The 26,718-nt window shown below is 38.7% G+C and carries 22 protein-coding genes and 1 riboswitch; of the genes, 21 read left to right on the forward strand and 1 reads right to left on the reverse strand.

Annotated features, from left to right (window positions below; genetic code table 11):
- The first annotated feature begins 41 nt into the window (after positions 1 to 41).
- From guaC to KJR31_RS02105, 12 genes are all read left to right on the forward strand, one after another.
- A complete protein-coding gene (gene guaC, locus KJR31_RS02050) occupies positions 42 to 1,025 on the forward strand; it encodes a GMP reductase (protein ID WP_214261841.1) in 984 nt (327 codons plus the stop codon).
- A riboswitch (purine riboswitch) is annotated at positions 1,018 to 1,114 on the forward strand. It overlaps the preceding gene by 8 nt.
- Positions 1,115 to 1,191: 77 nt before the next feature.
- Entirely contained in the window at positions 1,192 to 1,773 is a 582-nt protein-coding gene (locus KJR31_RS02055) for a xanthine phosphoribosyltransferase (RefSeq protein ID WP_178894947.1), read from the forward strand.
- Positions 1,773 to 3,032 carry a nucleobase:cation symporter-2 family protein gene (locus tag KJR31_RS02060; RefSeq protein WP_214261842.1) on the forward strand — a complete coding sequence of 420 codons (1,260 nt, stop codon included), beginning with the start codon at positions 1,773 to 1,775 and terminating at the stop codon, positions 3,030 to 3,032. The genes KJR31_RS02055 and KJR31_RS02060 overlap by 1 nt, the downstream gene beginning before the upstream one ends.
- A 93-nt stretch (positions 3,033 to 3,125) precedes the next feature.
- On the forward strand, positions 3,126 to 5,084 hold the full coding sequence (gene ligA, locus KJR31_RS02065) for an NAD-dependent DNA ligase LigA (RefSeq protein WP_214261843.1): 1,959 nt from the start codon (positions 3,126 to 3,128) through the stop codon (positions 5,082 to 5,084).
- 106 nt (positions 5,085 to 5,190) lie between these two features.
- On the forward strand, positions 5,191 to 7,473 hold the full coding sequence (gene pulA, locus KJR31_RS02070; RefSeq protein ID WP_214261844.1) for a type I pullulanase: 2,283 nt from the start codon (positions 5,191 to 5,193) through the stop codon (positions 7,471 to 7,473).
- Positions 7,474 to 7,759: 286 nt separating this feature from the next.
- Positions 7,760 to 8,800 (forward strand): DMP19 family protein, encoded by a 1,041-nt coding sequence (locus KJR31_RS02075; RefSeq protein WP_214261845.1) that lies wholly within the window; start codon positions 7,760 to 7,762, stop codon positions 8,798 to 8,800.
- Between the two features lie 374 nt (positions 8,801 to 9,174).
- Positions 9,175 to 11,103, forward strand: coding sequence for a 1,4-alpha-glucan branching protein GlgB (glgB, locus tag KJR31_RS02080; RefSeq protein WP_214261846.1), 1,929 nt, complete (start codon positions 9,175 to 9,177; stop codon positions 11,101 to 11,103).
- On the forward strand, positions 11,093 to 12,235 hold the full coding sequence (locus tag KJR31_RS02085; protein ID WP_214261847.1) for a glucose-1-phosphate adenylyltransferase: 1,143 nt from the start codon (positions 11,093 to 11,095) through the stop codon (positions 12,233 to 12,235). Before glgB ends, KJR31_RS02085 begins: the two co-directional genes overlap by 11 nt.
- Entirely contained in the window at positions 12,225 to 13,364 is a 1,140-nt protein-coding gene (gene glgD, locus KJR31_RS02090; protein WP_214261848.1) for a glucose-1-phosphate adenylyltransferase subunit GlgD, read from the forward strand. Before KJR31_RS02085 ends, glgD begins: the two co-directional genes overlap by 11 nt.
- Entirely contained in the window at positions 13,361 to 14,794 is a 1,434-nt protein-coding gene (glgA, locus tag KJR31_RS02095; protein ID WP_214261849.1) for a glycogen synthase GlgA, read from the forward strand. Before glgD ends, glgA begins: the two co-directional genes overlap by 4 nt.
- Before the next feature lie 62 nt (positions 14,795 to 14,856).
- Positions 14,857 to 15,498, forward strand: a complete 642-nt coding sequence (gene serB, locus KJR31_RS02100; RefSeq protein ID WP_214261850.1) for a phosphoserine phosphatase SerB — start codon at positions 14,857 to 14,859, stop codon at positions 15,496 to 15,498.
- Positions 15,499 to 15,516: 18 nt separating this feature from the next.
- Positions 15,517 to 16,626, forward strand: a complete 1,110-nt coding sequence (locus KJR31_RS02105; protein WP_214261851.1) for a glycerate kinase — start codon at positions 15,517 to 15,519, stop codon at positions 16,624 to 16,626.
- A gap of 2 nt (positions 16,627 to 16,628) precedes the next feature.
- Here the strand turns inward: KJR31_RS02105 and KJR31_RS02110 are convergent, their stop codons facing one another.
- Positions 16,629 to 17,072 carry a DUF1694 domain-containing protein gene (locus KJR31_RS02110; protein WP_214261852.1) on the reverse strand — a complete coding sequence of 148 codons (444 nt, stop codon included), beginning with the start codon at positions 17,070 to 17,072 and terminating at the stop codon, positions 16,629 to 16,631.
- Positions 17,073 to 17,235: 163 nt separating this feature from the next.
- On the opposite strand from KJR31_RS02110, the gene eno reads away from it, so the two are divergent.
- The 9 genes from eno to lepA all read left to right on the forward strand — a co-directional run bounded on the left by eno (position 17,236) and on the right by lepA (position 26,657).
- Complete coding sequence (gene eno / locus KJR31_RS02115; RefSeq protein ID WP_214261853.1) at positions 17,236 to 18,540, forward strand: surface-displayed alpha-enolase; 1,305 nt, start codon at positions 17,236 to 17,238, stop codon at positions 18,538 to 18,540.
- A gap of 177 nt (positions 18,541 to 18,717) precedes the next feature.
- A complete protein-coding gene (xseA, locus tag KJR31_RS02120; RefSeq protein WP_214261854.1) occupies positions 18,718 to 20,058 on the forward strand; it encodes an exodeoxyribonuclease VII large subunit in 1,341 nt (446 codons plus the stop codon).
- Positions 20,036 to 20,248: an exodeoxyribonuclease VII small subunit gene (locus KJR31_RS02125; protein ID WP_214261855.1), complete on the forward strand. Its 213-nt coding sequence runs from the start codon at positions 20,036 to 20,038 to the stop codon at positions 20,246 to 20,248. The genes xseA and KJR31_RS02125 overlap by 23 nt, the downstream gene beginning before the upstream one ends.
- Positions 20,245 to 21,120 (forward strand): polyprenyl synthetase family protein, encoded by an 876-nt coding sequence (locus KJR31_RS02130; protein WP_214261856.1) that lies wholly within the window; start codon positions 20,245 to 20,247, stop codon positions 21,118 to 21,120. The genes KJR31_RS02125 and KJR31_RS02130 overlap by 4 nt, the downstream gene beginning before the upstream one ends.
- Positions 21,113 to 21,928 (forward strand): TlyA family RNA methyltransferase, encoded by an 816-nt coding sequence (locus KJR31_RS02135; protein WP_214261857.1) that lies wholly within the window; start codon positions 21,113 to 21,115, stop codon positions 21,926 to 21,928. The genes KJR31_RS02130 and KJR31_RS02135 overlap by 8 nt, the downstream gene beginning before the upstream one ends.
- Entirely contained in the window at positions 21,921 to 22,352 is a 432-nt protein-coding gene (locus tag KJR31_RS02140; protein ID WP_214261858.1) for an arginine repressor, read from the forward strand. Before KJR31_RS02135 ends, KJR31_RS02140 begins: the two co-directional genes overlap by 8 nt.
- A gap of 6 nt (positions 22,353 to 22,358) precedes the next feature.
- On the forward strand, positions 22,359 to 24,026 hold the full coding sequence (recN, locus tag KJR31_RS02145) for a DNA repair protein RecN (protein WP_214261859.1): 1,668 nt from the start codon (positions 22,359 to 22,361) through the stop codon (positions 24,024 to 24,026).
- Positions 24,027 to 24,755: a metallophosphoesterase family protein gene (locus KJR31_RS02150; protein ID WP_214261860.1), complete on the forward strand. Its 729-nt coding sequence runs from the start codon at positions 24,027 to 24,029 to the stop codon at positions 24,753 to 24,755.
- Positions 24,756 to 24,833: 78 nt separating this feature from the next.
- Entirely contained in the window at positions 24,834 to 26,657 is a 1,824-nt protein-coding gene (gene lepA / locus KJR31_RS02155) for a translation elongation factor 4 (protein ID WP_214261861.1), read from the forward strand.
- The last annotated feature ends 61 nt before the right edge of the window (positions 26,658 to 26,718 follow it).

Consider the following 26,718-nt stretch of genomic DNA (forward strand, 5'->3'; position numbering starts at 1 on the left):
AAAGCATAGGTAGGTCATTATAAAAGAAACGAGACATCGAAATGTTAAACGAATTTCCGATCTTTGACTATGAAGATATTCAGCTAATCCCTAACAAATGTGTCCTTAAAAGTCGTGCAGAAGCTGACACACAAGTGACACTTGGGAAGCACACCTTTAAGTTACCAGTTGTTCCTTCAAATATGCAAACTATCTTGGATGAAGATGTTGCAGAACAACTTGCAAAAGGTGGTTATTTCTATATTATGCATCGCTTCGATGAAGCTGGGCGCATTCCTTTTGTGAAACGCATGCATGAAAAAGGTTTGATTGCTTCTATCTCCGTTGGTGTTAAAGATTACGAATATGATTTTGTTAGTCAATTAAAGGATGATGCTCCAGAGTATATCACTATTGATATCGCTCATGGACATGCCGACAGTGTGATTTCAATGATTCAGCATATCAAAAAAGAATTGCCAGATACGTTTGTCATCGCTGGTAACGTTGGTACTCCCGAGGCAGTTCGTGAACTTGAAAATGCTGGAGCAGACGCTACTAAGGTCGGAATCGGTCCAGGTAAAGTATGTATTACTAAGGTTAAAACAGGCTTTGGTACAGGTGGTTGGCAGCTAGCAGCTCTTCGCTGGTGTGCTAAAGCTGCGCGTAAACCGATTATTGCCGATGGTGGTATCCGTACACACGGAGATATTGCAAAGTCAATCCGCTTCGGTGCAAGTATGGTTATGATTGGTTCTTTATTTGCAGGCCATATCGAAAGCCCTGGTAAAACTGTCGAAGTCGATGGTAAACAATTTAAAGAATACTATGGTTCTGCTTCAGAATACCAAAAAGGTGCCTATAAGAATGTCGAAGGTAAGAAAATTCTTCTTCCTGCCAAAGGACATTTACAAGATACCCTAACTGAGATGGAACAAGATTTGCAAAGTTCGATTTCTTATGCTGGAGGTCGAAAGGTAGCTGATCTTAGACATGTAGATTATGTGATTGTGAAGAACTCTATCTGGAATGGAGATGCTCACTAAAAATATCATTACTTATTTATGCCGCGAATTGGCGTGGCGTTTCTACAAGGTACCGTAAATACCTAACAATGAGTAAGTCGAAGAGAGATAAAAAGAAGCAGGGTTATCTGTTTTGATCTTTCTATGGGGCTTACTTTGTAAGTCCCTTTTTATTTCGGAGGTTAATGTGAAATTACTAGAGGAACGTATTTTAAAAGATGGGAATATTCTAGGTGAGAATATTCTTAAGGTGGATTCCTTCTTGACCCACCAAGTTGACTATTCCTTGCTGCGTGAGATTGGTCGTACTTTTGCAGAACATTTTAAAAATGCTGGTATTACAAAAGTTGTAACCATTGAAGCATCTGGAATTGCTCCAGCTCTATATGTTGCAGAACAATTAGATGTACCTATGATTTTTGCTAAAAAGGCAAAAAATATTACCATGAATGAAGGAATTTTAACTGCAGAAGTATTTTCTTTCACGAAACAAGTTACTAGCACTGTATCTATTGCAGGGAAGTTCTTATCTCCAGGAGATAAAGTATTAATTATTGATGATTTCTTGGCTAATGGTCAAGCAGCTAAAGGTTTGATTCAGATTATCGAGCAAGCTGGTGCTACAGTTGAGGCCGTCGGAATTGTGATTGAAAAATCCTTCCAAGATGGTCGTGAGCTGTTAGAAAAATCAGGTCATCAGGTAGTATCACTTGCTCGTTTAGAGCGTTTTGAAAATGGAAGAGTTATCTTCAAGGAGGCAGACATCTAATGAAACAACAGGAAAAACACTCACAGGCAGCCGTTCTTGGTTTGCAACACTTACTTGCTATGTACTCAGGTTCAATCCTAGTACCCATCATGATTGCAAGTGCTTTGGGGTATTCAGCTCAACAGTTGACCTACCTTATCTCAACAGATATCTTTATGTGCGGGGTTGCAACTCTTTTACAATTGCAACTCAATAAACACTTCGGTGTTGGATTGCCAATCGTTCTTGGGGTTGCCTTCCAGTCTGTTGCTCCTCTTATCATGATTGGTCAGAGTCATGGTAGCGGTGCTATGTTTGGAGCTTTGATTGCTTCAGGGATTTATGTTATCCTGATTTCAGGTATCTTCTCTAAGGTTGCCAATCTTTTCCCTGCAATCGTAACTGGTTCTGTTATCACAACTATCGGATTGACCTTGATTCCAGTTGCTATTGGAAATATGGGAAATAACGTAGAAAAACCAACTGGACAAAGTCTAGCCTTGGCAATGATTACTGTTCTCATCATTCTTTTGGTCAATATCTTTACAAAAGGATTTATCAAATCTATTTCGATTTTGATTGGTTTGATTGCCGGTACGATTATTGCAGCGACTATGGGCTTGGTTGATTTTTCTCCAGTAGCAGAAGCTCCACTGGTTCATATCCCAACTCCATTTTACTTCGGTGCTCCACAATTTGAGATTTCATCTATTGTCATGATGTGTATCATTGCTACTGTATCCATGGTAGAATCAACAGGTGTATATCTTGCCCTTTCTGATATTACTAAAGATCCAATTGATAGCACTCGTCTCCGTAATGGTTATCGTGCTGAAGGTCTCGCTGTTTTACTTGGTGGACTTTTCAATACCTTCCCTTATACAGGATTTTCACAAAACGTAGGTTTGGTGAAACTTTCAGGTATTCGTACTCGTTTGCCAATCTACTACGCAGCTGGTTTCCTTATCTTACTCGGTCTTTTGCCTAAGTTTGGTGCCTTGGCTCAGATTATTCCTAGCCCTGTTCTTGGTGGAGCAATGCTCGTCATGTTCGGTTTTGTGTCTCTCCAAGGGATGCAAATCTTGGCTCGTGTAGACTTTGAGCACAATGAACACAACTTCCTCATTGCAGCAGTGTCTATTTCTGCTGGTGTGGGATTAAACGGAAGCAATCTCTTCAATACTTTACCGACTGAATTACAAATGTTCTTCTCAAATGGTATTGTCATTGCGAGTGCTGTAGCCATCATCTTGAATGCTATTTTGAATCGTAAAAAATAAAAATAAATGAGAAGTGATAGAAATATCCTTCTCATTTTCTTTTTTAGAGCTTGAATATTGTTTCTATAGTCCTTTTTATGGTAAAATGGTTTTATGAATGAAAGAATGAAAGAGCTCGTTGAGTTGCTCAATCGCTATGCGACAGAGTATTATACAAGTGACAATCCATCTGTATCTGATAGTGAGTATGACCGTCTTTATCGTGAATTGGTAGAGTTAGAAAAAGCTCATCCGGACCAAGTCTTGCCAGAAAGTCCGACACATCGTGTAGGTGGAAAGATTCTTGATGGATTTGAAAAATATAGTCATCAGTATCCTCTCTATAGTTTGCAGGATGCTTTTTCACGTGAAGAATTGGATGCCTTTGATGCACGTGTCCGTAAGGAATTGAATAATGTCACTTATATTTGTGAGTTGAAGATTGATGGTTTATCGATTTCCTTGACTTATGAGCAGGGAATTTTTGTTGCTGGTGCGACTCGTGGTGATGGTTCAATTGGTGAAAACATCACGGAAAATCTTAAACGAGTGAAAGACATTCCTTTATCTTTACCAGAAAAATTAGATATCACTGTTCGTGGTGAATGTTATATGCCGAGAGCTTCTTTCAATCAAGTCAATCTTGCTCGTCAAGAAAACGGCGAGTCTGAATTCGCCAATCCACGAAATGCTGCTGCAGGTACTCTTCGCCAGTTAGATACAGCAGTAGTAGCTAAGCGTAATCTTGCAACCTTCCTCTATCAAGAAGCAAGCCCTTCAACTCGGGATAGCCAAGAGAAGGTTTTGGAACATTTAGAACAATTGGGTTTTGTTGTTAATCCAAGACGCCTATTAGCACACAGCATGGATGAAGTTTGGAAGTTTATCCAAGAAGTAGGTCAAGAAAGAGACCAATTGCCTTATGATATCGACGGTGTCGTAATTAAGGTCAACGACCTAGCTGGTCAAGAGCAACTTGGATTTACAGTTAAAGCGCCTAAGTGGGCAGTCGCTTATAAGTTCCCTGCAGAAGAAAAAGAAGCAAAACTGCTTTCTGTTGACTGGACAGTAGGACGAACTGGTGTCGTAACTCCGACTGCCAATCTTACTCCGGTGCAATTGGCAGGTACAACAGTTAGTCGTGCAACGCTTCATAATGTTGACTATATCGCTGAAAAGGATATCCGCAAGGATGATACAGTCATTGTCTACAAAGCGGGTGATATCATACCTGCTGTTTTACGTGTCGTAGAATCAAAGCGTGTGTCTGAGGAGAAACTAGATATTCCAACAAACTGTCCAAGTTGTGAGAGCAAGCTGTTACACTTTGAAGATGAGGTGGCTCTTCGTTGTATAAACCCACGTTGTCCAGCTCAGATTAAAGAAGGTTTAATTCACTTTGCATCCCGTGATGCCATGAATATCTCTGGCCTCGGTCCATCAATCGTAGAAAAATTATTTGCTGCCGATTTGGTTAAGGATGTTGCAGATGTTTACCGATTAACAGTTGAAGATTTCCTCTTGCTAGAAGGCATTAAGGAAAAATCAGCTCAAAAACTTTATCAGGCTATTCAAGCTTCTAAAGAAAATTCTGCTGAAAGACTTTTGTTTGGTTTGGGGATTCGTCATGTAGGAAGTAAGGCAAGTCAGTTGCTTTTACAAAACTTCCACTCAATCGAATCGCTAGCACAAGCCAGTCCTGAAGAAGTTGCAGGCATTGAAAGTTTGGGAAGTGTCATTGCTCAAAGTCTCCAATCTTATTTTGAGACTGAGGGCGCTAAAATCCTTTTAAGAGAATTGAAAGAATTAAATGTTAATCTAGATTATAAAGGACAGGTCGTTGTAGCAGATGCTGCCTTATCAGGTCTAACAGTCGTATTGACAGGAAAACTTGAACGTCTTACTCGCTCTGAAGCTAAGAGTAAACTCGAAAATCTTGGAGCCAAGGTTACTGGAAGTGTATCGAAAAAAACTGACCTTGTTGTAGCAGGAGCAGATGCAGGAAGCAAGCTCCAAAAAGCACAAGAACTTGGAATTGAGATTCGAGATGAAGCTTGGTTGGAGAGTTTATAATCATTACACACTAAAGAATGACTATCTTAGATTTCTTGCTCCAACTCGAAAATTTAAACAAGAAATTATTTTTTTAAAATTTAACAATTAGAAATTAGGGAGAACTATGTACAATTATCCTGTACTTATTCATTATCATCGTAAGGATGAGGCTTATAAAGATTGTAGTTTTAGTAAAAAGCCTCTTGATACAGTTGAGTTAGTAAAAGAAGAAGAGTATTTTGGAGAAAAATTTTCTTTAACTCAATCTAGCGAAAAAGCTATCGAAACGATGACTTTTGTAATTACAAAAGACGGTGTTTCAAAAGAGTATCCAATTCGTTTCAATTATTATCCACTTCTAACGGAAGTTTGGATTTTAGATGGAGATGACACTGTTTATTATTCTGAAAATCCAGCTATTGCAAGTCCACACTATAAAGATCAAAATCCATTTGCTTTTGATAAAGCGATTAACAGTGCCAGTTTTGATCACCATTGGGGTTACCAAGGAGAGTTGGGATACCAGGTTTCCGAAGAAGAAACAAGCTTTAAACTTTGGTCGCCAACAGCAACAACTGTACAAGTTGTAGTCTATGAATCAGCTAGCAATGACGCTCCTATCCTAAAAACGTATGATATGAAGCGTGGAAATAGTTATTCTTATAGTCACAAATATAATACAATAGGAGTTTGGGATTTGACAGTTCCTGAAAGTCTTGCAGGTCGTGCCTATCAATATCTGATTGATTTTCCACATCATCAATCATTGACACGTGATCCATATACCATCGCGACAAGTCCAGATGGCAAACGTTCAGCGATTCTTTCAAAAAAAGAACGTCAAGTTGAAGGTTTTGAAGTTAAGAATGGAACGGAAGCAACTTGGCGATTAGAAAATCCTTGTCAAGCGGTTATTTACGAAATGCATATTCGTGACTTGACCAAGTCTGAAACTTCTGGTGTTTCTCCAGAATTAAGAGGAACATTCTTGGGTGCTGCCCAAACTGGAACAGTCAATCACTTCGGTCAGTCTACTGCATTTGACTACATCAAAGAACTTGGTGTGAACTATGTTCAACTGCAACCAATTGCTGATCGTCACAAAGAGTATGATGCAGATGGAAATGTGACCTACAACTGGGGTTACGATCCACAAAACTACAATGCACCAGAAACCAGCATGTCTACGAATCCAAATGATCCAGGTCAAGTCATCCGCGATTTGAAGACGATGATTCAAGCTTATCATGATGCTGGAATTGGCGTTATTATGGATGTGGTGTACAACCATACGTTTTCAACTGTTGATGCCCCATTCCAAACAACGGTTCCAGACTATTATTACCGAATGAACCGCGATGGAAGTTATCAAAATGGTACTGGTGTAGGAAACGAGACTGCTAGTGAACACGAAATGTTCCGTAAGTACATGATTGATTCACTTCTTTATTGGGTGAATGAGTTTAATATTGATGGTTTCCGCTTTGACTTGATGGGAATCCATGACATTAAAACCATGCAGATGATCCGTTGGGCTATGGATGAAGTCGATCCTAAAATCATCCTTTATGGAGAAGGTTGGGATATGGGTACTGGTCTAGCACCTTACGATAAGGCTAAGAAAGACAATGCCTATCAGTTGCCTAATATTGGATTTTTCAATGATGATCAACGTAATGCGGTTAAGGGTGCTGAAGTTTATGGTGATATCAAATCAGGCTTCGTAAGTGGTGCTGCAACTGAACCAATTGTTGCCAAAGCTATTCTTGGTAGTCGTGAACTGGGCTCTTATTTAAGCCCTAACCAGGTTGTCAACTATGTAGAAGCCCATGATAACTATAACTTGCATGATTTATTAGCGACACTTCATCCAACAGAAGACCAAGCAAGTATCATGAAAAAGGTAGAAACAGCAACTGCAATGAATCTACTCATGCAAGGTATCTCCTTTATGGAACTTGGTCAAGAGTTTGGACGTACCAAACTGGTTCCTACAGGTGAAAACGGTGAGTTGACTCATGATGATCGCGAACGTGCCATGAACAGTTACAATGCTCCAGACGCTGTTAACCAGGTGGACTGGGACTTAATCAATGAGCGTCAGGATAGTATTGAATTTATTCGTCAGATTATAGGTCTTAAAACAAAAAGTAGTGCCTTCTCATACCCTACATACGAGGAAGTATACCGTCACGTCTTTGTTCACACAGCTATTGAAAATAGTGGCTGGATTGTCTATGAAATTCAAGAAGATGACGAGCATTACTTAGTGGTCTTTAATGCTAAGGGAGAATCCCACTATTATGAAAATGCGGGAAACCTTGAAATGCGAATCACTAATAGTCGTTCAAACCAAGAAAACACTCTTGATAATGTGAGTGTAGCAGTTATGAATGTTTTATCCTAAGTCTTAGATCGAAGACGGAGTCAATGAAATGTAGGGCAAAGCTATTTTGTAGAGTCCAATGAATGAACAAAAATGTTTCAAAGGCTCATTTCTACTAAAAATACGAGGTTGGGATTTTTGATCCCGGCCTATACTTCTAGAAAGTCTTCTTTGAAGTCGAAAATAAAACTAAAATTTTCAGAAAAAGTAGTTCATTTTCAAGTACTGGACAGATAGAAAAAGCAGAAGTTTCATTATTAATTGAATTAAAATTAGAAAAGTTCATTACTTTTAGTGGGAGATACTTATGGATATCAATACAATTACTCTGGAAAAATTTATCACCTTAAATGAAGAGGAGAAACTTCAGTGTCTCAAAGACATTAAGCATACCTACCAATTCGAAAAGATAAAGGAAATTATCTCAGAGCTTGGTTTAGAAAATTTAAGTGGTCAAGTACTTAGTGAACTAGCCAAAGTTTGTAATAATTGGAGTCAATTTGAAGAGGCAAAAACAGTTTTAGAGATAGTCTCTGAAGAAGATAGGGATGCTATTTGGTATTATAGAAATGGTTTTACCCATTGGCGTTTATCTAGTGACCCGAAGAATGACTTTGAAACTGAAGCTAATCAGGCTCTAGCTTTATTAGAAAATGCTATCAAAAATGCTGATTCCTCAACAAATCCAGTCATTGAATGGTGTATTGAGTTGGTTAAAGTAGGTTCTCTAAGGGAAGTTCTTGAAGCTAAGCCAGAAGATTATCCCTTGCTAGAAAAATACTATTTTGAAGATGTTAATGAAACTAATCAAGAAATGACAATTGCGCAGAATAAGAAATTATACAAGAATATTACGGTAGAAGACGTTCAAAAGGCAAGAGACTCATGGGATATTATTAAACCAGTATACGAAACTGTTAACATCTATAACACCTATGAAGACTATCTCGATTCTGCAAAAATCTTTACTTTAGAACAAAGATACCTTCTGGCGATTATCTGGTATTTTATCGAAGTAAACAATGGAGGCCACTATCAATTTTTCGATAATTCGACAGGGATTGTCTGGGAAGATACTTTAAAGGGGTTGGAACTATTTGGAATGACGGAGCATGCTGTTAATTTCAAAAATCTTCTTGCATACTTTGGTGGAGCTATCTCCTTTGTTAGAGAAGAAAGATCGGAGATGCTAGCACAGATGGAAGAAGAGCATGGTGATGCTTTTTATCAGAAGTTGGATGAAGCAGATGATTTTGTTTATGATTATGATGGAAATGAGAATGAACTAAGTTTTATCAAAAAATATCCAGAGAAATTTATTTTTCAGGGAAATGCAGATAAATCGTAAAGAATAGTAAATAAAGACAGAGCAGATTGGAAGATCTGCTCTATTTTTTAGGGAAAAATCCTTGCTTTCTGAATAATTTCAATCTAAGTTGAATATCATAAACTCTATATTTACTGAGTTTGAATATATTTTTAAAAAATATCAGGCTAAAAATTGCTTAAACCCGAATATTTTGTTACTATTATATAAAAATGTAAGGAAATGAAAAGAAACGAAGATAAAACAGAAAATTAAAACTATTTTCCTGGGACACATCAGAAAATTATTTTCAGATTTTCAAAATAATTTTTAAAATATAGTAATTTACTTGAAACTTCTCTTAAAAGATAGTATAATAGAAATATAGAAAACGCTTACAATATAAAGGGGGATTTATGGATACATTAGAAGCTTTAAGAACTTTTACAACAGGCGAAAATTTCCATCTTCAGCACTATTTGGGCGCACATCGTGAGGAGAAAGACGGGGAATGGGGTTACACATTCCGTGTTTGGGCTCCAAATGCGCAAGCTGTTCATCTAGTCGGTGATTTCACGAATTGGGTTGAAAATCAAATCCCTATGGTTCGAAATGAATCTGGAGTTTGGGAAGTTTTTACAACTTTAGCCCAAGAAGGTCAGATTTATAAATATCATATCACTCGGGCTAACGGTCATCAGCTTATGAAGATTGATCCTTTAGCTATTCGGTATGAGGCACGTCCAGGCACAGGGGCTGTGTTAACAGAAATTCCAGAAAAGAAATGGAAGGATGGACTTTGGTTAGCTCGTAGAAAACGTTTGGGATTCTTTGAAAGACCAGTTAATATTTACGAAGCACATGCTGGTTCGTGGAAACGAAATCCAGACGGAACTCCATACAGTTTTGCTAAATTAAAAGAAGAGTTGATTCCTTACTTAGTTGAGATGAACTACACTCATATTGAGTTTATGCCTTTGATGGCGCATCCGCTAGGTTTGAGCTGGGGCTATCAACTGATGGGGTATTTTGGTTTGGAACATTCTTACGGAAGACCAGAAGAGTTTCAAGACTTTGTTGAAGAGTGTCATTTAAACAATATCGGTGTTATCGTTGACTGGGTGCCAGGTCACTTTACAATCAATGATGATGCTCTAGCCTATTATGACGGAACACCAACTTTTGAATATCAAGACCATAACAAAGCTCATAATTATGGTTGGGGAGCATTAAACTTTGACTTAGGGAAAAACGAAGTACAATCTTTTCTAATTTCTAGCATTAAGTTCTGGATTGATTTTTATCATTTAGATGGTATCCGTGTTGATGCTGTAAGTAATATCCTTTATCTTGATTATGATAATGCACCTTGGACACCAAATAAAGACGGTGGAAATCTTAACTATGAAGGTTACTATTTCCTTCAGCGTTTAAATACTGTTATTAAGCTAGCTCACCCTGATGTCATGATGATTGCAGAAGAAAGCTCTTCAGCTACTAAAATAACAGGTCCAAAAGAGATTGGTGGCCTTGGATTTGACTACAAGTGGAACATGGGCTGGATGAATGACATTCTCCGTTTCTACGAAGAAGATCCAATTTACCGCAAGTATGATTTTAACCTTGTAACCTTCAGTTTTATGTATGTCTTTAATGAAAATTATCTTCTACCATTCTCACATGATGAGGTGGTTCATGGTAAGAAGAGTATGATGCATAAGATGTGGGGAGATCGCTACAATCAGTTTGCAGGCCTGAGAAACCTTTATACTTATCAAATTTGTCACCCTGGTAAGAAATTACTCTTTATGGGTAGCGAATTCGGTCAATTCTTAGAGTGGAAATCAGAAGAGCAATTAGAGTGGTCAAACCTTGAAGATCCAATGAATGCTAAGATGAAATACTTCACATCTCAACTGAATCAACTTTATAAAGACCATCGTTGTCTTTGGGAAATTGATACAAGTTATGATGGAATTGAAATCATCGATGCTGATAATAGAGATCAAAGTGTTCTATCCTTTATTCGTAAGGGTAAAAAAGGCGAGATGCTAGTCTGTGTCTTCAACATGGCACCGGTTGAACGTCCTGATTTTACAATTGGATTACCAGTTGCAGGTATTTACGAAGAAATTTGGAATACAGAGTTGGAACAATGGGGTGGAGTTTGGAAAGAACACAATCAAACTGTTCAAACTCAAGAAGGGTTATGGAAGGATTATGAGCAGACATTGACCTTTACTTTGCCAGCTATGGGTGCAAGTATTTGGAAAATCAAACGTCGCTTGAAACCTACAAAAAAAGAATCAAATAAATGTCAAAAAGGAGTAGAAAATGAAGAATGAAATGCTAGCTTTAATCCTTGCCGGTGGGCAAGGAACTCGTCTCGGTAAACTCACTCAAAGCATTGCAAAACCAGCAGTGCAATTTGGTGGGCGCTACCGTATCATTGACTTTGCTCTTTCTAACTGTGCCAACTCTGGTATACACAATGTTGGTGTTATCACACAGTATCAACCTCTTGCTCTTAACAATCACATCGGAAACGGTTCTAGTTGGGGTCTTGATGTAATTGATTCAGGTGTTTCTATCCTTCAACCTTACTCTGCAAGTGAAGGAAATCGTTGGTTCGAAGGTACAAGTCACGCGATTTACCAAAATATTGACTATATCGATAGCATCAATCCTGAGTATGTTTTGATTCTTTCAGGAGACCATATCTACAAAATGGACTATGATGATATGCTCCAATCGCATAAGGATAACAATGCCAGCTTGACTGTAGCTGTTTTGGATGTACCATTAAAAGAAGCTAGTCGTTTCGGTATCATGAATACAGATGCTAATAATCGCATTGTTGAATTCGAAGAAAAACCTGCCCAACCAAAATCAACTAAGGCATCAATGGGGATTTATATTTTCGATTGGAAACGTCTGCGCAATATGCTCGTTGCAGCTGAAAAGAATAATATTGACATGTCAGACTTTGGTAAGAATGTTATTCCTAACTACCTAGAGTCTGGAGAAAGTGTTTATGCCTATGAATTCAGTGGATACTGGAAGGATGTCGGCACTATCGAATCGCTTTGGGAAGCAAATATGGAATATATTTCTCCAGACAACGCTCTAGATAGTCGTAATCGTCAATGGAAAATCTATTCTCGTAACCTTATCTCTCCACCAAACTTTATTGGAGAACATGCTCATGTAGAAGACTCTCTCGTAGTTGATGGATGTTATGTAAATGGTACCGTGAAGCACTCTATTTTATCTACAGCAGCTCAAGTTCGTGAAGGAGCAGAAGTTGTTGATTCTGTCATCATGAGTGGAGCAGTAGTCGGAAAAGGTGCTAAGATTAAACGTGCCATTATTGGTGAGGGTGCTATCATTGCTGATGGTGTAGAAATTGATGGAACGGAAGAAGTAGAAGTAGTCGGGTATAACGAAGTAGTGGGGGTAGCAACAGATGAAGATTGATAAATATTCAGCGATTTTAGGAAACACTGTTGGTTTTCATGATATGTCAACCTTGACGAGTAATCGTCCTGTGGCGAGTTTGCCATTCGGAGGAAAGTATCGCTTGATTGACTTCCCACTCTCAAGTTTAGCAAATGCTGGTGTTCGTAGTGTCTTTGGAATCTTCCAACAAGATAATATCAGCTCAGTTTTCGACCACATTCGTTCAGGTCGCGAGTGGGGCTTGAATACACTACTTAGTCACTACTATTTGGGTATTTACAATACACGTGTAGAAAGTAGCACGGTCGGTAAAGAGTATTATCAACAACTCTTGACTTATTTAAAACGTTCTGAATCTAACCAAACGGTTTCCTTGAACTGTGACGTTTTGGTAAATATTGATCTTGCTCAGGTTTTCCATTTGCACAATACTACAAAATCTCCTATCACAGTTGTTTATAAGAAACTACCTAAGAAGGATATTTCAGAAGTAAATGCAATCCTTGATATCGATGAAACTGACCATGTACTTTCTCACAAGCTCTTTGATAAAAAATTAGACCAAAATCTTTACAATATGTCTACCGATATCTTTGTCGTTGATACCCCATGGTTGATTGAACGTCTTGAAGAAGAAGCTCAGAAAGAACACCCAGAAAAACTACGTTATGTTCTACGTGACTTAGCAGCGGAATCAGGCGCTTTTGCCTACGAGTATACTGGTTACTTAGCAAATATTCATTCTGTAGAAACATACTACAAAGCCAATATTGATATGCTTGATCAGCATAAATTCTACTCTTTATTCTCTCCAAATCAAAAGATTCACACAAAGGTGAAAAACGAAGAACCAACTTATTATGCACCTGGTTGTGAAGTAAATACTTCGCAGTTTGCTTCTGGTAGTATTGTCGAAGGTAAGGTTGTTCGTTCAGTTGTTTCACGTAATGTTCAAATTCATAAAGATAGCTTAGTTAAAGAATCTATTATTTTCCCTCGTGTTGTCATTGGCGAAGGCGCTCAAGTTGAGTACGCAATTATTGATAAGGGTGCTGAAATAGCTGAGGGAGTTGTTGTTCGTGGTACAGCAGACCATCCTGTTATCATTAAAAAGGGTGAAAAAGTAACAGAGGATATTCTTTCATGAAAATTTTATTTGTAGCAGCAGAAGGAGCTCCTTTTTCTAAAACAGGTGGCTTGGGAGATGTTATCGGAGCTCTTCCAAAATCATTAGTTAAAGCTGGCCATGAAGTTGCTGTTATTCTACCATACTATGACATGGTGGAAGCTAAGTTTGGAGATCAAATTGAAGATGTTCTTCAATTTGAAGTATACGTTGGTTGGCGCAGACAATTTTGTGGCATTAAGAAAACTATTTTAAACGGTGTTACCTTCTACTTTATCGACAATCAATATTATTTCTTCCGTGGACATGTATATGGAGATTTTGATGACGGTGAACGCTTTGCTTTCTTCCAACTTGCAGCTCTAGAGGCTATGGAGCGTATTGGCTTTATACCTGATGTTCTTCATGCTCATGATTATCATACAGCTATGATTCCTTTCTTGTTGAAGGAAAAGTATAGATGGATTCAAGCCTACCAAAACATTAAGACTGTATTAACCATTCACAACTTGGAATTTCAGGGTCAATTCTCTGAAGGTATGCTGTGGGATTTGTTCCGAGTTGGTTTTGAGCGTTATGCGGATGGTACAGTTCGCTGGAATGACTGTCTTAACTGGATGAAAGCAGGTATTCTCTATGCAGATCGTGTGACAACTGTATCTCCAAGTTATGCCTATGAAATCATGACAACAGAGTTTGGTTGTGGTTTGGATCAGATTCTTCGAATGGAGTCCGGTAAGGTGTCTGGTATCGTAAATGGAATAGATACCGACCTTTATAACCCAGAGACGGATCCTTTGTTGGATTACCATTTCAACAAATCTGACCTATCAGGGAAAGCTCTAAACAAAGCTAAACTCCAAGAAAAAGTTGGACTCCCAGTACGTCCTGATGTTCCAATGATTGGAATTGTGTCACGTTTAACAAGACAGAAAGGCTTTGATGTTGTAGTTGAAGGTCTGCATCGCATGCTTCAAGATGATGTTCAAATCGTTCTCTTGGGTACAGGTGATTCTGGCTTTGAACAAGCCTTCTCATGGTTTGGCCAAGTATTCCCAGATAAATTATCCGCTAATATTACCTTTGATGTGAAGTTGGCGCAAGAGATTTATGCTGCGTGTGATATTTTCCTCATGCCAAGTCGCTTTGAACCATGTGGACTTTCTCAAATGATGGCTATGCGTTATGGTACTTTACCTCTTGTCCATGAAGTAGGTGGTTTGCGAGATACTGTGCAGCCATTCAATCCGATTGAAGGAACTGGTACAGGATTTAGTTTTGACAACTTGACTCCATACTGGCTTAACTGGGCTCTTCAAACTGCTTTGGATGTTTATTATAACCATCCTGACGTTTGGAAGAAACTTCAAGTCCAAGCTATGGAATGTGACTTCTCTTGGGATACAGCTTGTCAGTCTTATCTTGATTTATATCACAGCTTAGCAAATTAAATAAATAAAATCGTATGATGCTTTCATACGATTTTTTGAGATAATGAAAGTATAGGGAATAAATGAATAAAGCTAGAGGACTCTGTGTCCTAGATGTTGATGGAACTCTGATAGAAGAAGAGGTTATTGATTTATTAGGGAAAGAGGCAGAGTGCGAAGAAGAAGTAGCCCTGCTAACAGCTCAAGCTATGAGTGGAAAATTAGACTTTGAAGCAAGTTTAAAAAGACGTGTTTCTCTTCTTAAAGGTCTCTCTATTAATGTTTTTGATAAGATTTATCATGAACTTCACCTTAGTAAAAATGCTGCCAAGTTTATTAAAGTTCTTCAAGTAAATCAGATAGAAGTCGGTTTAGTATCAGGTGGATTTACCACTATTGTAGAAAGATTAGCAAAAGATTTGGGGATTTCATTATATACTGCAAATCAGCTGGAAACCAGAGATGGTTATTTAACCGGAAATCTTATTAGCCCAATTATAAGCAGAGAAGTTAAAGAAAAAACATTGCTCAGTTGGGCTCAAGAGTTAGAGGTACCTTTCGAGAGGACAATAGCTATCGGTGATGGAGCAAATGACTTAAAAATGCTTAAAAGTGCAGGACTTGGTATAGCCTTTTGTGCCAAGGATATTGTGAAAAAAGAAATAAATCTTCAGGTAGATGAGAGAGATTTTGGGAAAGTTTTGGAAATGATAGACTTCCTTTAGATAGAAAGAGGAATCAAAATGAAAGTTGTTATAGCACCTGACTCCTTCAAGGAGAGTCTTCCTGCAAAACAAGTGGCAGAAGCTATAAAAAGAGGATTCGAAAAGGCTATACCAAACGTGGAGTGTTTACTTTTACCTGTTGGTGATGGAGGTGAAGGAACAGTAGACGCCATTAAAAGTTCTCTAGGTTTGGAAGAAAAAAGAGTCCAGGTAACTGGTCCTTTTGGTGATGAGGTTTTGATGTCTTACTTTCAAAAAGGAGAATTAGCTCTATTTGAAGTTGCAAATTTAGTAGGTCTTGCTGAAATTCCTTTTGAAAAACGTAATCCTCTAGAGATTCAAACAAAGGGAATTGGTCAACTGATTCTCCATTTGATAGACCAAGGGATTAAAGATATCTACGTCGGTGTCGGTGGTACGGCTAGTAATGATGGTGGAATTGGCATTGCATCAGGACTTGGTTATCAGTTTTATGACAAAAACGGAATTGTACTTCAAGCAAATGGTCAATCTCTATTTGATATCAGGAAAATTTCGAGGGAGGGAGTGCTTCAAATTCCTTCTGATGTACATATAAAAATACTTGCAGATGTGACCAATCCACTTTGTGGGCCTCATGGTGCTACCTTCACATTTGGAAAACAAAAGGGATTGGATCCATCCAAATTTCAAGAAGTTGATGCTGCTATTAAAGACTTCTATAGTAAAATTGGACCCGAAATATTAAAATTAGATGGTGCAGGAGCAGGTGGTGGTATTGCAGCTGGCTTGTGTGCCTTCGCTGGAGCAGAGATTGTATCTGGTATTCAAACTTGTTTAGATTTGATAAACTTCGATCAAAAAGTTACTGATGCAGACCTAGTGATTGTTGGCGAGGGTAGACTGGACTTGCAAAGTCTGGCTGGAAAGGCGCCAATTGGAGTAGCAAAAAGAACACCTAGGGGTGTTCCAGTTCTTGCTATTTGTGGTAGTTTATCAGAGGATTTACCACCTTTACCATTCGAGAATATAGTCGCAGCTTTTTCCATACTTGAAAAAAGCGAACCGTTAGCAGATAGTTTTAAAAAAGCAGCTGTTTATTTAGAAAATACAGCTGCAAGTATTGCCCGAATCATGTCTTTGAGATAGAGTTAACCAAACCATTTTTTCCAGAGAGAAGTAGGAGCTTTCTGCTCTTTCTCTTGCCATAAGTCTGAAAAGGCCTTTCTGAGGTCTTTTTCTTGGGTTTGAACAGGACTATCACTGTGTATGACCATGCCGAAAGGAGAAGAGTTATGATCTTCAGAAACGATAGTTGCTTGGCAATTGTCATCTTTGGCATGTTTTAGGTAAAAGACTTGTTTATCAAATTCAACTTGAGGAGAAATTTTGACAAATAGAGGTTCAGTTTCTTTCTTTAGGGTCTCTAATATTGTTAAAAATGCCCTTTGAAATTTGTCATCATTTGCAGTGGCGAGTTCAGCGTAGCCAAGAACACGTTCTTCAAAGGTACCAAGAAAACGTCTTTGTTCGTCTGGATTCAACTTAATTCCACCATTGGCTTTTTCTAATATTTGTTTTGATACATCAGTCATAAATATAGTATATCATAAAAGTCTCTAGATAAGACGAAAAAGAAAGCGATTACTTTATAAACTTAAGGAAAATTTGCACAAAGATAACGTTTTTTCTTGAAAAAGGTATCTTTTTGATGTATCATAGAGGTGTAAAATAATTTAACTCAAAGGAGAGTAAAAAATGTCAATTATTACTGATGTTTACGCTCGCGAAGTCCTAGACTCACGCGGTAACCCAACACTTGAAGTAGAAGTTTACACTGAATCAGGTGCTTTCGGACGTGGTATGGTTCCATCAGGAGCTTCTACTGGTGAACACGAAGCAGTTGAACTTCGCGACGGTGACAAATCTCGTTACGGTGGTCTTGGTACACAAAAAGCTGTTGACAACGTAAACAACATCATCGCTGAAGAAATTATCGGCTACGATGTACGCGACCAACAAGCTATCGACCGTGCTATGATCGCACTTGACGGTACTCCTAACAAAGGTAAATTGGGTGCTAACGCAATCCTTGGTGTGTCTATCGCTGTAGCTCGCGCTGCTGCTGACTACCTTGAAATCCCACTTTACAGCTACCTTGGTGGATTTAACACTAAAGTTCTTCCAACTCCAATGATGAACATCATCAACGGTGGTTCTCACTCAGATGCTCCAATCGCTTTCCAAGAATTCATGATCGTACCTGCTGGTGCACCTACATTCAAAGAAGCTCTTCGTTGGGGTGCTGAAATCTTCCACGCTCTTAAGAAAATCCTTAAATCTCGTGGTTTGGAAACAGCCGTAGGTGACGAAGGTGGATTCGCTCCTCGTTTCGAAGGAACTGAAGATGGTGTTGAAACTATCCTTGCTGCTATCGAAGCTGCTGGTTATGTTCCAGGTAAAGACGTATTTATCGGATTTGACTGTGCATCATCAGAATTCTACGATAAAGAACGTCAAGTATACGACTACACTAAATTCGAAGGTGAAGGAGCTGCTGTACGTACTGCTGCAGAACAAATTGACTACCTTGAAGAATTGGTAAACAAATACCCAATCATCACTATCGAAGATGGTATGGACGAAAACGACTGGGACGGATGGAAAGCTCTTACTGAACGTCTTGGTGGTAAAGTTCAATTGGTTGGTGACGACTTCTTCGTAACAAACACTTCATACCTTGAAAAAGGTATCGCAGAAGGTGCTGCTAACTCAATCCTTATCAAAGTTAACCAAATCGGTACTCTTACTGAAACATTCGACGCTATCGAAATGGCGAAAGAAGCTGGTTACACTGCTGTTGTATCACACCGTTCAGGTGAAACTGAAGATTCAACAATCGCTGACATCGCAGTTGCAACAAACGCAGGACAAATCAAGACTGGTTCACTTTCACGTACAGACCGTATCGCTAAATACAACCAATTGCTTCGCATCGAAGATCAACTTGGTGAAGTAGCTGAATACCGTGGATTGAAATCATTCTACAACCTTAAAAAATAAAATAGTTCAGTGAACTAATTAAAGCCCTTGGAGTTTTCCAAGGGCTTTTGTATATTATAAGAGAAGGTTAAAAGAATTCAGTTTCGTTTTCGTATTCTAGAGGTGAAAAAAGAGATTTTTAAACGGTTTTTTGGTATAATAATACCCAGGAAAAACTAGAGAAAGAAGGAGGTTGAGATGGAAAAGTATTTGTCGGTAACAACTTTGACCAAGTATTTGAAAATGAAATTCGATAAAGACCCATACTTGGAGAGGGTCTATTTAACTGGTCAGGTTTCTAACTTTCGAAAGCGTCCAACTCACCAATACTTTTCTCTAAAAGATGATCGAGCTGTTATCCAAGCAACCATTTGGTCAGGTATTTATCAGAAACTAGGTTTTGATTTGGAAGAAGGGATGAAGATCAATGTTATCGGTCGTGTCCAAGTCTATGAACCAAGTGGGAGCTACTCTATCATTATTGAAAAGGCAGAGCCTGATGGTGTAGGGGCTCTTGCGATTCAGTTCGAACAATTAAAAAAGAAATTATCGGAAGAGGGGCTTTTTCAAGAACGCTTTAAACAAGTAATCCCTCAGTTTGCAAAATGCATCGGGGTTGTGACTAGTCGTAGTGGTGCCGTTATCCAGGATATCATTACTACTGTTAGCAGACGTTTCCCAGGGGTTGAGATTGTTTTATATCCTACCAAGGTTCAAGGCGAAGGGGCAGCAGAGGAGATTGCCCGTAACATTGCTAAAGCTAATGAACGTGATGACTTAGATGTACTTATCATTGGTCGTGGTGGTGGTTCGATAGAGGATCTCTGGGCCTTTAACGAGGAAATTGTTGTTCGTGCTATTTTTGAATCGCATTTACCGATTATTTCAAGTGTGGGCCACGAAACAGATGTAACCTTGGCTGATTTTGTTGCCGACAAGAGGGCAGCAACACCAACTGCTGCAGCAGAGTTAGCTACACCTGTGACCAAGTTAGATCTTCTGACCTACCTTAAAAATCAAGAGAAACGAATGGCTACTGCTGTACAAAATACTTTATCAAAGAAAAAAGAAGCCTTTAGAACGCTTAGTCAATCAGTCATCTTCAGGCAACCAGAGCGTTTATATGATGGATATCTGCAACGCGTAGATCAGTTGCAATTACGTCTCAAACAAAGTATTAATACAGAACTTGTCAGACAACAACAAAAAGTCTTGGAACAAGTTCATCGTCTTGAACAGTTATCACCAATCAATAAGGTTCATCGTTATCAGGACCGTCTACTCCAATTTGAAAAGTTACTTCGTAGTCAGATGGCATTAGTTTATGATGCCAAGGTCGCCGAGGTCAAACGTTTGTCAGAAGCACTACTCATGTTAGATACGAGTCGTATCGTAGCAAGAGGTTATGCGATTGTTAAAAAAGAGGATACCGTGGTATCATCGGCAAAGAATTTGAAAAAAAATGACCAGGTGGTAGTAATGATGCGAGATGGTCAGGTAGAATTAGAGGTTAAAGATGTCAAAACAGAAGAAATTTGAGGAAAATTTAGCAGAACTAGAGACTATTGTTCAGAGCTTAGAAAATGGTGAAATTGCTTTAGAAGATGCCATTGCAGCTTTTCAAAAAGGGATGATCTTATCAAAGGAATTGCAGGCAACACTTGATAAAGCAGAAAAGACCTTAGTTAAAGTCATGCAAGAAGATGGAACAGAGAGCGAACTCGTATGAACAAGCAAGAAAAACTAGACTTGGTTGAGTCAGCGCTTGAGGAGTTTTATGGTGAGCAACAAATTGCTTCAAATCTTAGAGAAGCGGTTCTCTATTCCATTCATGCTGGTGGCAAGCGGATTCGTCCTTATTTACTCTTAGAGGTTTTGGAATCTCTACAAGTATCCATCACACCAGCTCATGCGCAAGTTGCAGCAGCTCTCGAAATGATTCACACAGGTAGTTTGATTCATGATGATTTACCTGCTATGGATAATGATGATTTTCGCCGAGGACGTTTGACCAATCATAAAGTCTATGGAGAAGATTTAGCTATATTGGCTGGCGATGCGCTTTTCCTGGATCCCTATGCCTTAATAGCACAGGCAGAACTACCGAGTCAAACTAAGGTAGATTTAATAGCTAACTTGTCACTTGCTTCTGGAAGTATGGGGATGGTAGCTGGTCAAGTTTTGGATATGGAAGGTGAAGGAAAACATTTAAACCTAGAAGAACTTCAGACTATCCATGCTAATAAGACTGGTAAACTCTTAGCATTTCCTTTTCAAGCGGCTGGAATCATTGCTGGATTGGATACAACTATTCAAACAGCTCTTAAAACTGTTGGAGAGTTGATTGGCCTAGCCTTCCAAGTGAGAGATGATATTCTTGATGTTACTGCTAGTTTTGAGGAAATTGGCAAAACACCCCAGAAAGATTTGAAGGCTGAGAAATCGACCTATCCTGCCTTGTTAGGCTTAGATGAAGCAAAAGTATTTTGTAACCAAACTTTGGATCAGGCTAATGCTAAGCTGGAAGAGATAAGTCAGTTAGTTACATTTGATAAGGAACCAATTGTAAAAATAGTAGAAAGTTTGAGAATCAATGCCTAAGGAAAGAGTAGATGTACTTGCCTACAAACAAGGTTTATTTGAAACAAGAGAACAGGCTAAGCGGGGCGTAATGGCTGGGTTAGTGATTGCAGTCCTTAATGGTGAGCGTTTTGATAAACCAGGAGAAAAAATTCCTGATGATACTGAATTAAAACTCAAGGGTGAGAAACTCAAGTATGTGAGCCGAGGTGGCTTGAAACTTGAGAAAGCCTTGGAAAAATTTGATATATCAGTTGAAGGCAAAACGACCATTGATATCGGCGCTTCAACAGGAGGCTTTACGGATGTCATGCTTCAAAATGGTGCAAAACTGGTTTATGCCGTTGATGTCGGGACCAATCAGCTTGCTTGGAAATTACGCCAAGACTCTCGTGTTGTTAGCATGGAGCAGTTTAATTTTCGTTATGCTGAAAAGACTGATTTTGAACAAGAACCTAGTTTTGCAAGTATCGACGTGAGTTTTATATCATTGAGTCTTATCCTTACAGCTCTACATAGAGTCTTAGCTGATCAAGGACAAGTTGTTGCCCTCATAAAACCACAGTTCGAAGCCGGTCGAGAACAAATTGGGAAAAATGGTATTATTAGAGATGCTAAGGTTCACAAAAATGTTTTAGAATCGGTAACAGAAATGGCAGTCACAGAAGGATTTTCAGTCTTAGGATTGGATTTCTCTCCTATTCAAGGCGGACACGGGAATATTGAGTTTCTTGCTTATTTACGTAAAGAAGAACATGCAAGCAATCAAGTAGTTTCTGAAATGGAACAAGTAGTAGAAAAAGCACATAGAGAGTTTAAAGATGAATAAAAAAGAAAGACTTGAAAAGATTAGAAGATTTGTGACTGACTATCAAATCGGAACTCAGGAAGAAATCGTTGAACATTTAAAAGAAGCAGGAATCACTGCTACTCAAGCAACTGTTTCACGAGATATCAAAGAACTAGGAATTGTAAAAATTCCATTGAAAGACAATACTTATGTCTATGAATTACCAAAGTCAGTAGTCAAAAGTTTACAGTTAGCTGAGAACAATATTGAAAGTTTTGAACGAATGGGAAATCTCATCAATTTAGATGTTATTCCTGGAAATACAATTTTTGTTAAAAGCCAATTAACCCAAACATTTTCAGATAAGATTTTTAGCTGTTTAGCAGATGATAATTCCATTTTAATTGTAGCGCAAACTGAAGAAGCAGCTGTAGAAATTGTAGAGCAAGTTAAAAAGTGGTAGGACCTTATGTTACTTGAAATTTCAATTAAAAACTTTGCCATCATTGAGGCTATTTCACTTAATTTTGAGAAAGGAATGACCGTTCTTACTGGCGAAACCGGTGCTGGGAAGTCAATCATCATAGATGCTATGAACATGATGCTAGGAGCCAGAGCCACAACGGACGTCATTCGTCATGGTGCTCCTAAGGCTGAAATCGAAGGTCTTTTCTCGGTTGAAAACAGTCATGCTTTGCAAATGATTTTTGATGAGCAAGGAATAGAGTTAGGTGATGAAATCATCATCCGTCGTGAAATTTTACAAAACGGGCGTAGTGTTAGTCGTGTCAATGGACAGATGGTCAATCTTTCTGTTCTTCGCTCAATAGGACAGTACCTTGTTGATATCCACGGCCAACATGATCAAGAAGAGTTAATGCGTCCCCAATTGCACATTCAGATGCTGGATGAGTTTGGTGATTCAGATTTCCTTGAACTGAAGCAAGCCTATCAGACCAACTTTGATACCTACCGTCTAATGCGCAAGCAACTTCTTGAGATTAAGAAGAATCAAGAAGAGCATAAGGCTCGTATTGAGATGTTGGAATTTCAGATGGCTGAAATTGAATCTGCGTCCTTACAGCCAGGTGAAGACCTCAAACTCAATCAAGAACGAGATAAACTTTTAAATCATAAAAATATTGCTGATACGCTGACTAATGCTTACACCATGCTAGATAATGAAGAATTTTCAAGCCTGGCTAACGTGCGTTCTGCTATGAATGACATGGAAAGTTTAGAAGAGTATGATGCAGAGTACCGTGAAATATCAACTTCTCTATCAGAGTCTTATTATGTATTAGAAGATGTAGCCAAACGTTTAGAGGATATTATCGAAGATTTAGATTTTGACGGCAATCGCTTGATGCAGATTGAGAGTCGTTTAGATCTCATACATGCCATTACACGTAAGTATGGTGGAAATGTCGATGATGTCTTGTTATACTTTGCAAAAATAACTGAAGAATACAATTTACTTACTGGTAATAATCTTTCTTCAGAAGATATGGAAGCAGAACTCAAGCAATTAGAAGTAAGTCTGGTTGATTTAGCAAGTAAACTTGCATCTGCTCGCCACAACTTAGCTCAACAATTAGAAATTGAGATTCAACAAGAGCTTAAAGACCTTTATATGGAAAAGGCTCGATTTCAAGTTCAGTTTACTAAAGGAAAATTCAGTCATGAAGGAAATGAGAGTGTTGAATTTTATATTTCAACCAACCCTGGAGAAGACTTTAAACCATTAGTAAAAGTAGCTTCTGGTGGTGAGTTATCTCGTTTGATGTTGGCTATTAAGTCTGCCTTTTCTCGTAAGGAAGGTAAGACCAGTATTGTATTTGATGAGGTAGACACAGGAGTTTCAGGTCGTGTAGCTCAAGCAATCGCCCAAAAGATTCATAAAATTGGTCAGAATGGTCAAGTATTAGCTATATCTCATCTTCCTCAAGTCATTGCGATTGCAGATTATCAGTTCTTTATCGAAAAGATTAGTAATGACAATTCAACCGTTTCAATAGTTCGCTTGTTGACAGTTGAGGAAAGAGTAGAAGAAGTTGCTAAGATGTTGGCAGGTGAAAATTTAACTGAAGCGGCACTTAGTCAAGCGCAAGAATTGTTGCAAAGTAAGGAGAAATAAATGACAGACTATTATGTTATCGGAGATGTTCATGGGAAAGCAGGAATGCTCGAGGACCTTCTAAAAACATGGGATGGAAAGACTCAATTACTTTTTCTTGGAGATTTGATTGATAGAGGTGAAGATAGTCGTCGTGTTCTTGAGATGGTCAAGGACTTGGTGGAAAATCAAGGAGCGATTTGCATTTCAGGAAATCATGAGTATATGTTTTTAACTTGGTTGGATAATCCTGAAGAAAGCTATGACCACTATCGTCGTAATGGTGGGGATACAACTATTAACTCTATTCTAGGTCGCCCATTGGATGCACCAGTAGATGGTGTAGCAGATGCTAAGCATGTTGAAACTGAAGCAGCTGACTTAGTGGAGTTTATCCGTCAGATGCCTTTTGTGATTGAGACAGATAAGTATATCTTCGTTCATGCTGGTATTGATTTGACTTTGGATGACTGGCATGATACTACAGATTACAAGAAAGTTTGGCTCAGAAAACCATTCCACGAAGCAGCTAATCATACTGGTAAAACGATTGTCTTTGGACATACACCAGTCTATGGTCTACTGAATCAAGAACGTGGTACTGCGGAACTTTGGATTACAGAAGACGGTAAGATTGGAATGGATGGAGGAGCTGTTTATGGCGGTGTCCTTCACGGTATTGTCTTTACCGACCAAGGTATGACTGACCGCTATTTCATCGAAAATGATGGCTTTGTTGCTGAAGATTAGTACTCCTAGCAGGGTATGGTCTTGTAAAAATATTAAAAACAATTTATAATTAATAGATACCCTGAAAGGAAGAGAATCATGAACGTAGAAGAATTGAAAAAACGACAGGAGAAGATTCGAAACTTCTCTATTATTGCTCATATTGACCACGGGAAATCAACGCTAGCAGACCGTATTTTAGAAAAGACAGAAACAGTTTCTAGCCGTGAAATGCAGGCCCAACTATTAGATAGTATGGACCTTGAACGTGAACGTGGGATTACTATCAAGCTTAATGCCATTGAGCTTAATTATACTGCAAAAGATGGCGAGACTTATATTTTCCACTTGATTGACACACCAGGACACGTGGACTTTACCTATGAAGTTTCACGTTCCCTTGCTGCCTGTGAGGGTGCTATCTTGGTAGTCGATGCTGCACAAGGGATTGAGGCTCAAACACTAGCTAACGTTTACCTTGCCTTGGATAATGATTTGGAGATTCTTCCAGTTATCAATAAGATTGACTTACCTGCTGCAGATCCGGAGCGAGTGCGTACAGAAATCGAAGATGTCATTGGTCTGGATGCTAGCGAAGCAGTCTTAGCTTCAGCAAAAGCTGGTATCGGTATCGAAGATATTTTAGAGCAAATTGTCGAAAAAGTCCCTGCTCCAACAGGAGACGTATCAGAACCATTAAAAGCCTTGATTTTTGACTCAGTATACGATGCCTATCGTGGTGTTATCCTTCAAGTCCGTGTTATGGACGGGGTTGTCAAACCAGGTGATAAGATTCAGCTTATGAGCAATGGTAAAACCTTTGATGTTACCGAAGTAGGAATATTCACACCTAAAGCGGTAGGACGTGATTTTCTAGCAACTGGTGACGTTGGTTATATTGCAGCCTCTATCAAGACTGTTCAAGATACTCGTGTCGGTGATACCGTAACTTTGGCGACAAATCCAGCAACTGAACCACTTTCTGGATACAAACAAATGAATCCGATGGTTTTTGCAGGTCTTTATCCAATCGAGTCAAATAAGTACAATGACCTTCGTGAAGCTCTAGAAAAATTGCAACTCAATGATGCTAGTTTACAGTTTGAGCCTGAAACATCGCAAGCACTCGGTTTTGGTTTCCGTTGTGGATTCCTTGGACTTCTTCATATGGATGTTATCCAAGAGCGTTTAGAACGGGAGTTTAATATTGACCTTATCATGACTGCACCGTCCGTTATTTACAAGGTCAATCAGACTGATGGTGAGTCTATGGATGTATCGAATCCATCCGAGTTTCCTGATCCTACTAAAATTGCGACCATTGAAGAACCGTATGTCAAAGCACAAATCATGGTACCACAGGAATTTGTTGGAGCGGTTATGGAACTTGCTCAGCGCAAACGTGGTGACTTTGTGACGATGGACTATATCGATGACAATCGTGTTAATGTGATCTATCAAATTCCACTTGCTGAAATTGTCTTTGATTTCTTTGACAAGCTCAAATCTTCAACACGTGGCTATGCAAGTTTTGACTATGAATTGTCAGAGTATCGTCCATCTAAGCTGGTGAAAATGGATATCCTTCTCAATGGAGACAAGGTCGATGCTCTCAGCTTTATCGTTCACAAGGACTTTGCCTATGAACGCGGGAAACTCATCGTTGATAAACTCAAGAAAATCATTCCTCGTCAACAATTTGAAGTTCCTATTCAGGCGGCTATTGGGCATAAGATTGTGGCACGTACAGATATCAAAGCTCTTCGTAAAAACGTTCTTGCTAAATGTTATGGTGGTGACGTATCCCGTAAACGTAAACTCCTTGAAAAACAAAAGGCTGGTAAGAAACGAATGAAAGCCATCGGTTCCGTTGAAGTACCTCAGGAAGCCTTCCTCAGCGTCTTGAGTATGGATGAAGAATAATTTAGACTTATAACTCAGGTTTCATAGAATTAACTCAGGTTTCATAGAATACAGTTTTCTT

It is taken from the genome of Streptococcus infantis (assembly GCF_018499575.1).
Classification (GTDB): domain Bacteria; phylum Bacillota; class Bacilli; order Lactobacillales; family Streptococcaceae; genus Streptococcus; species Streptococcus infantis_K.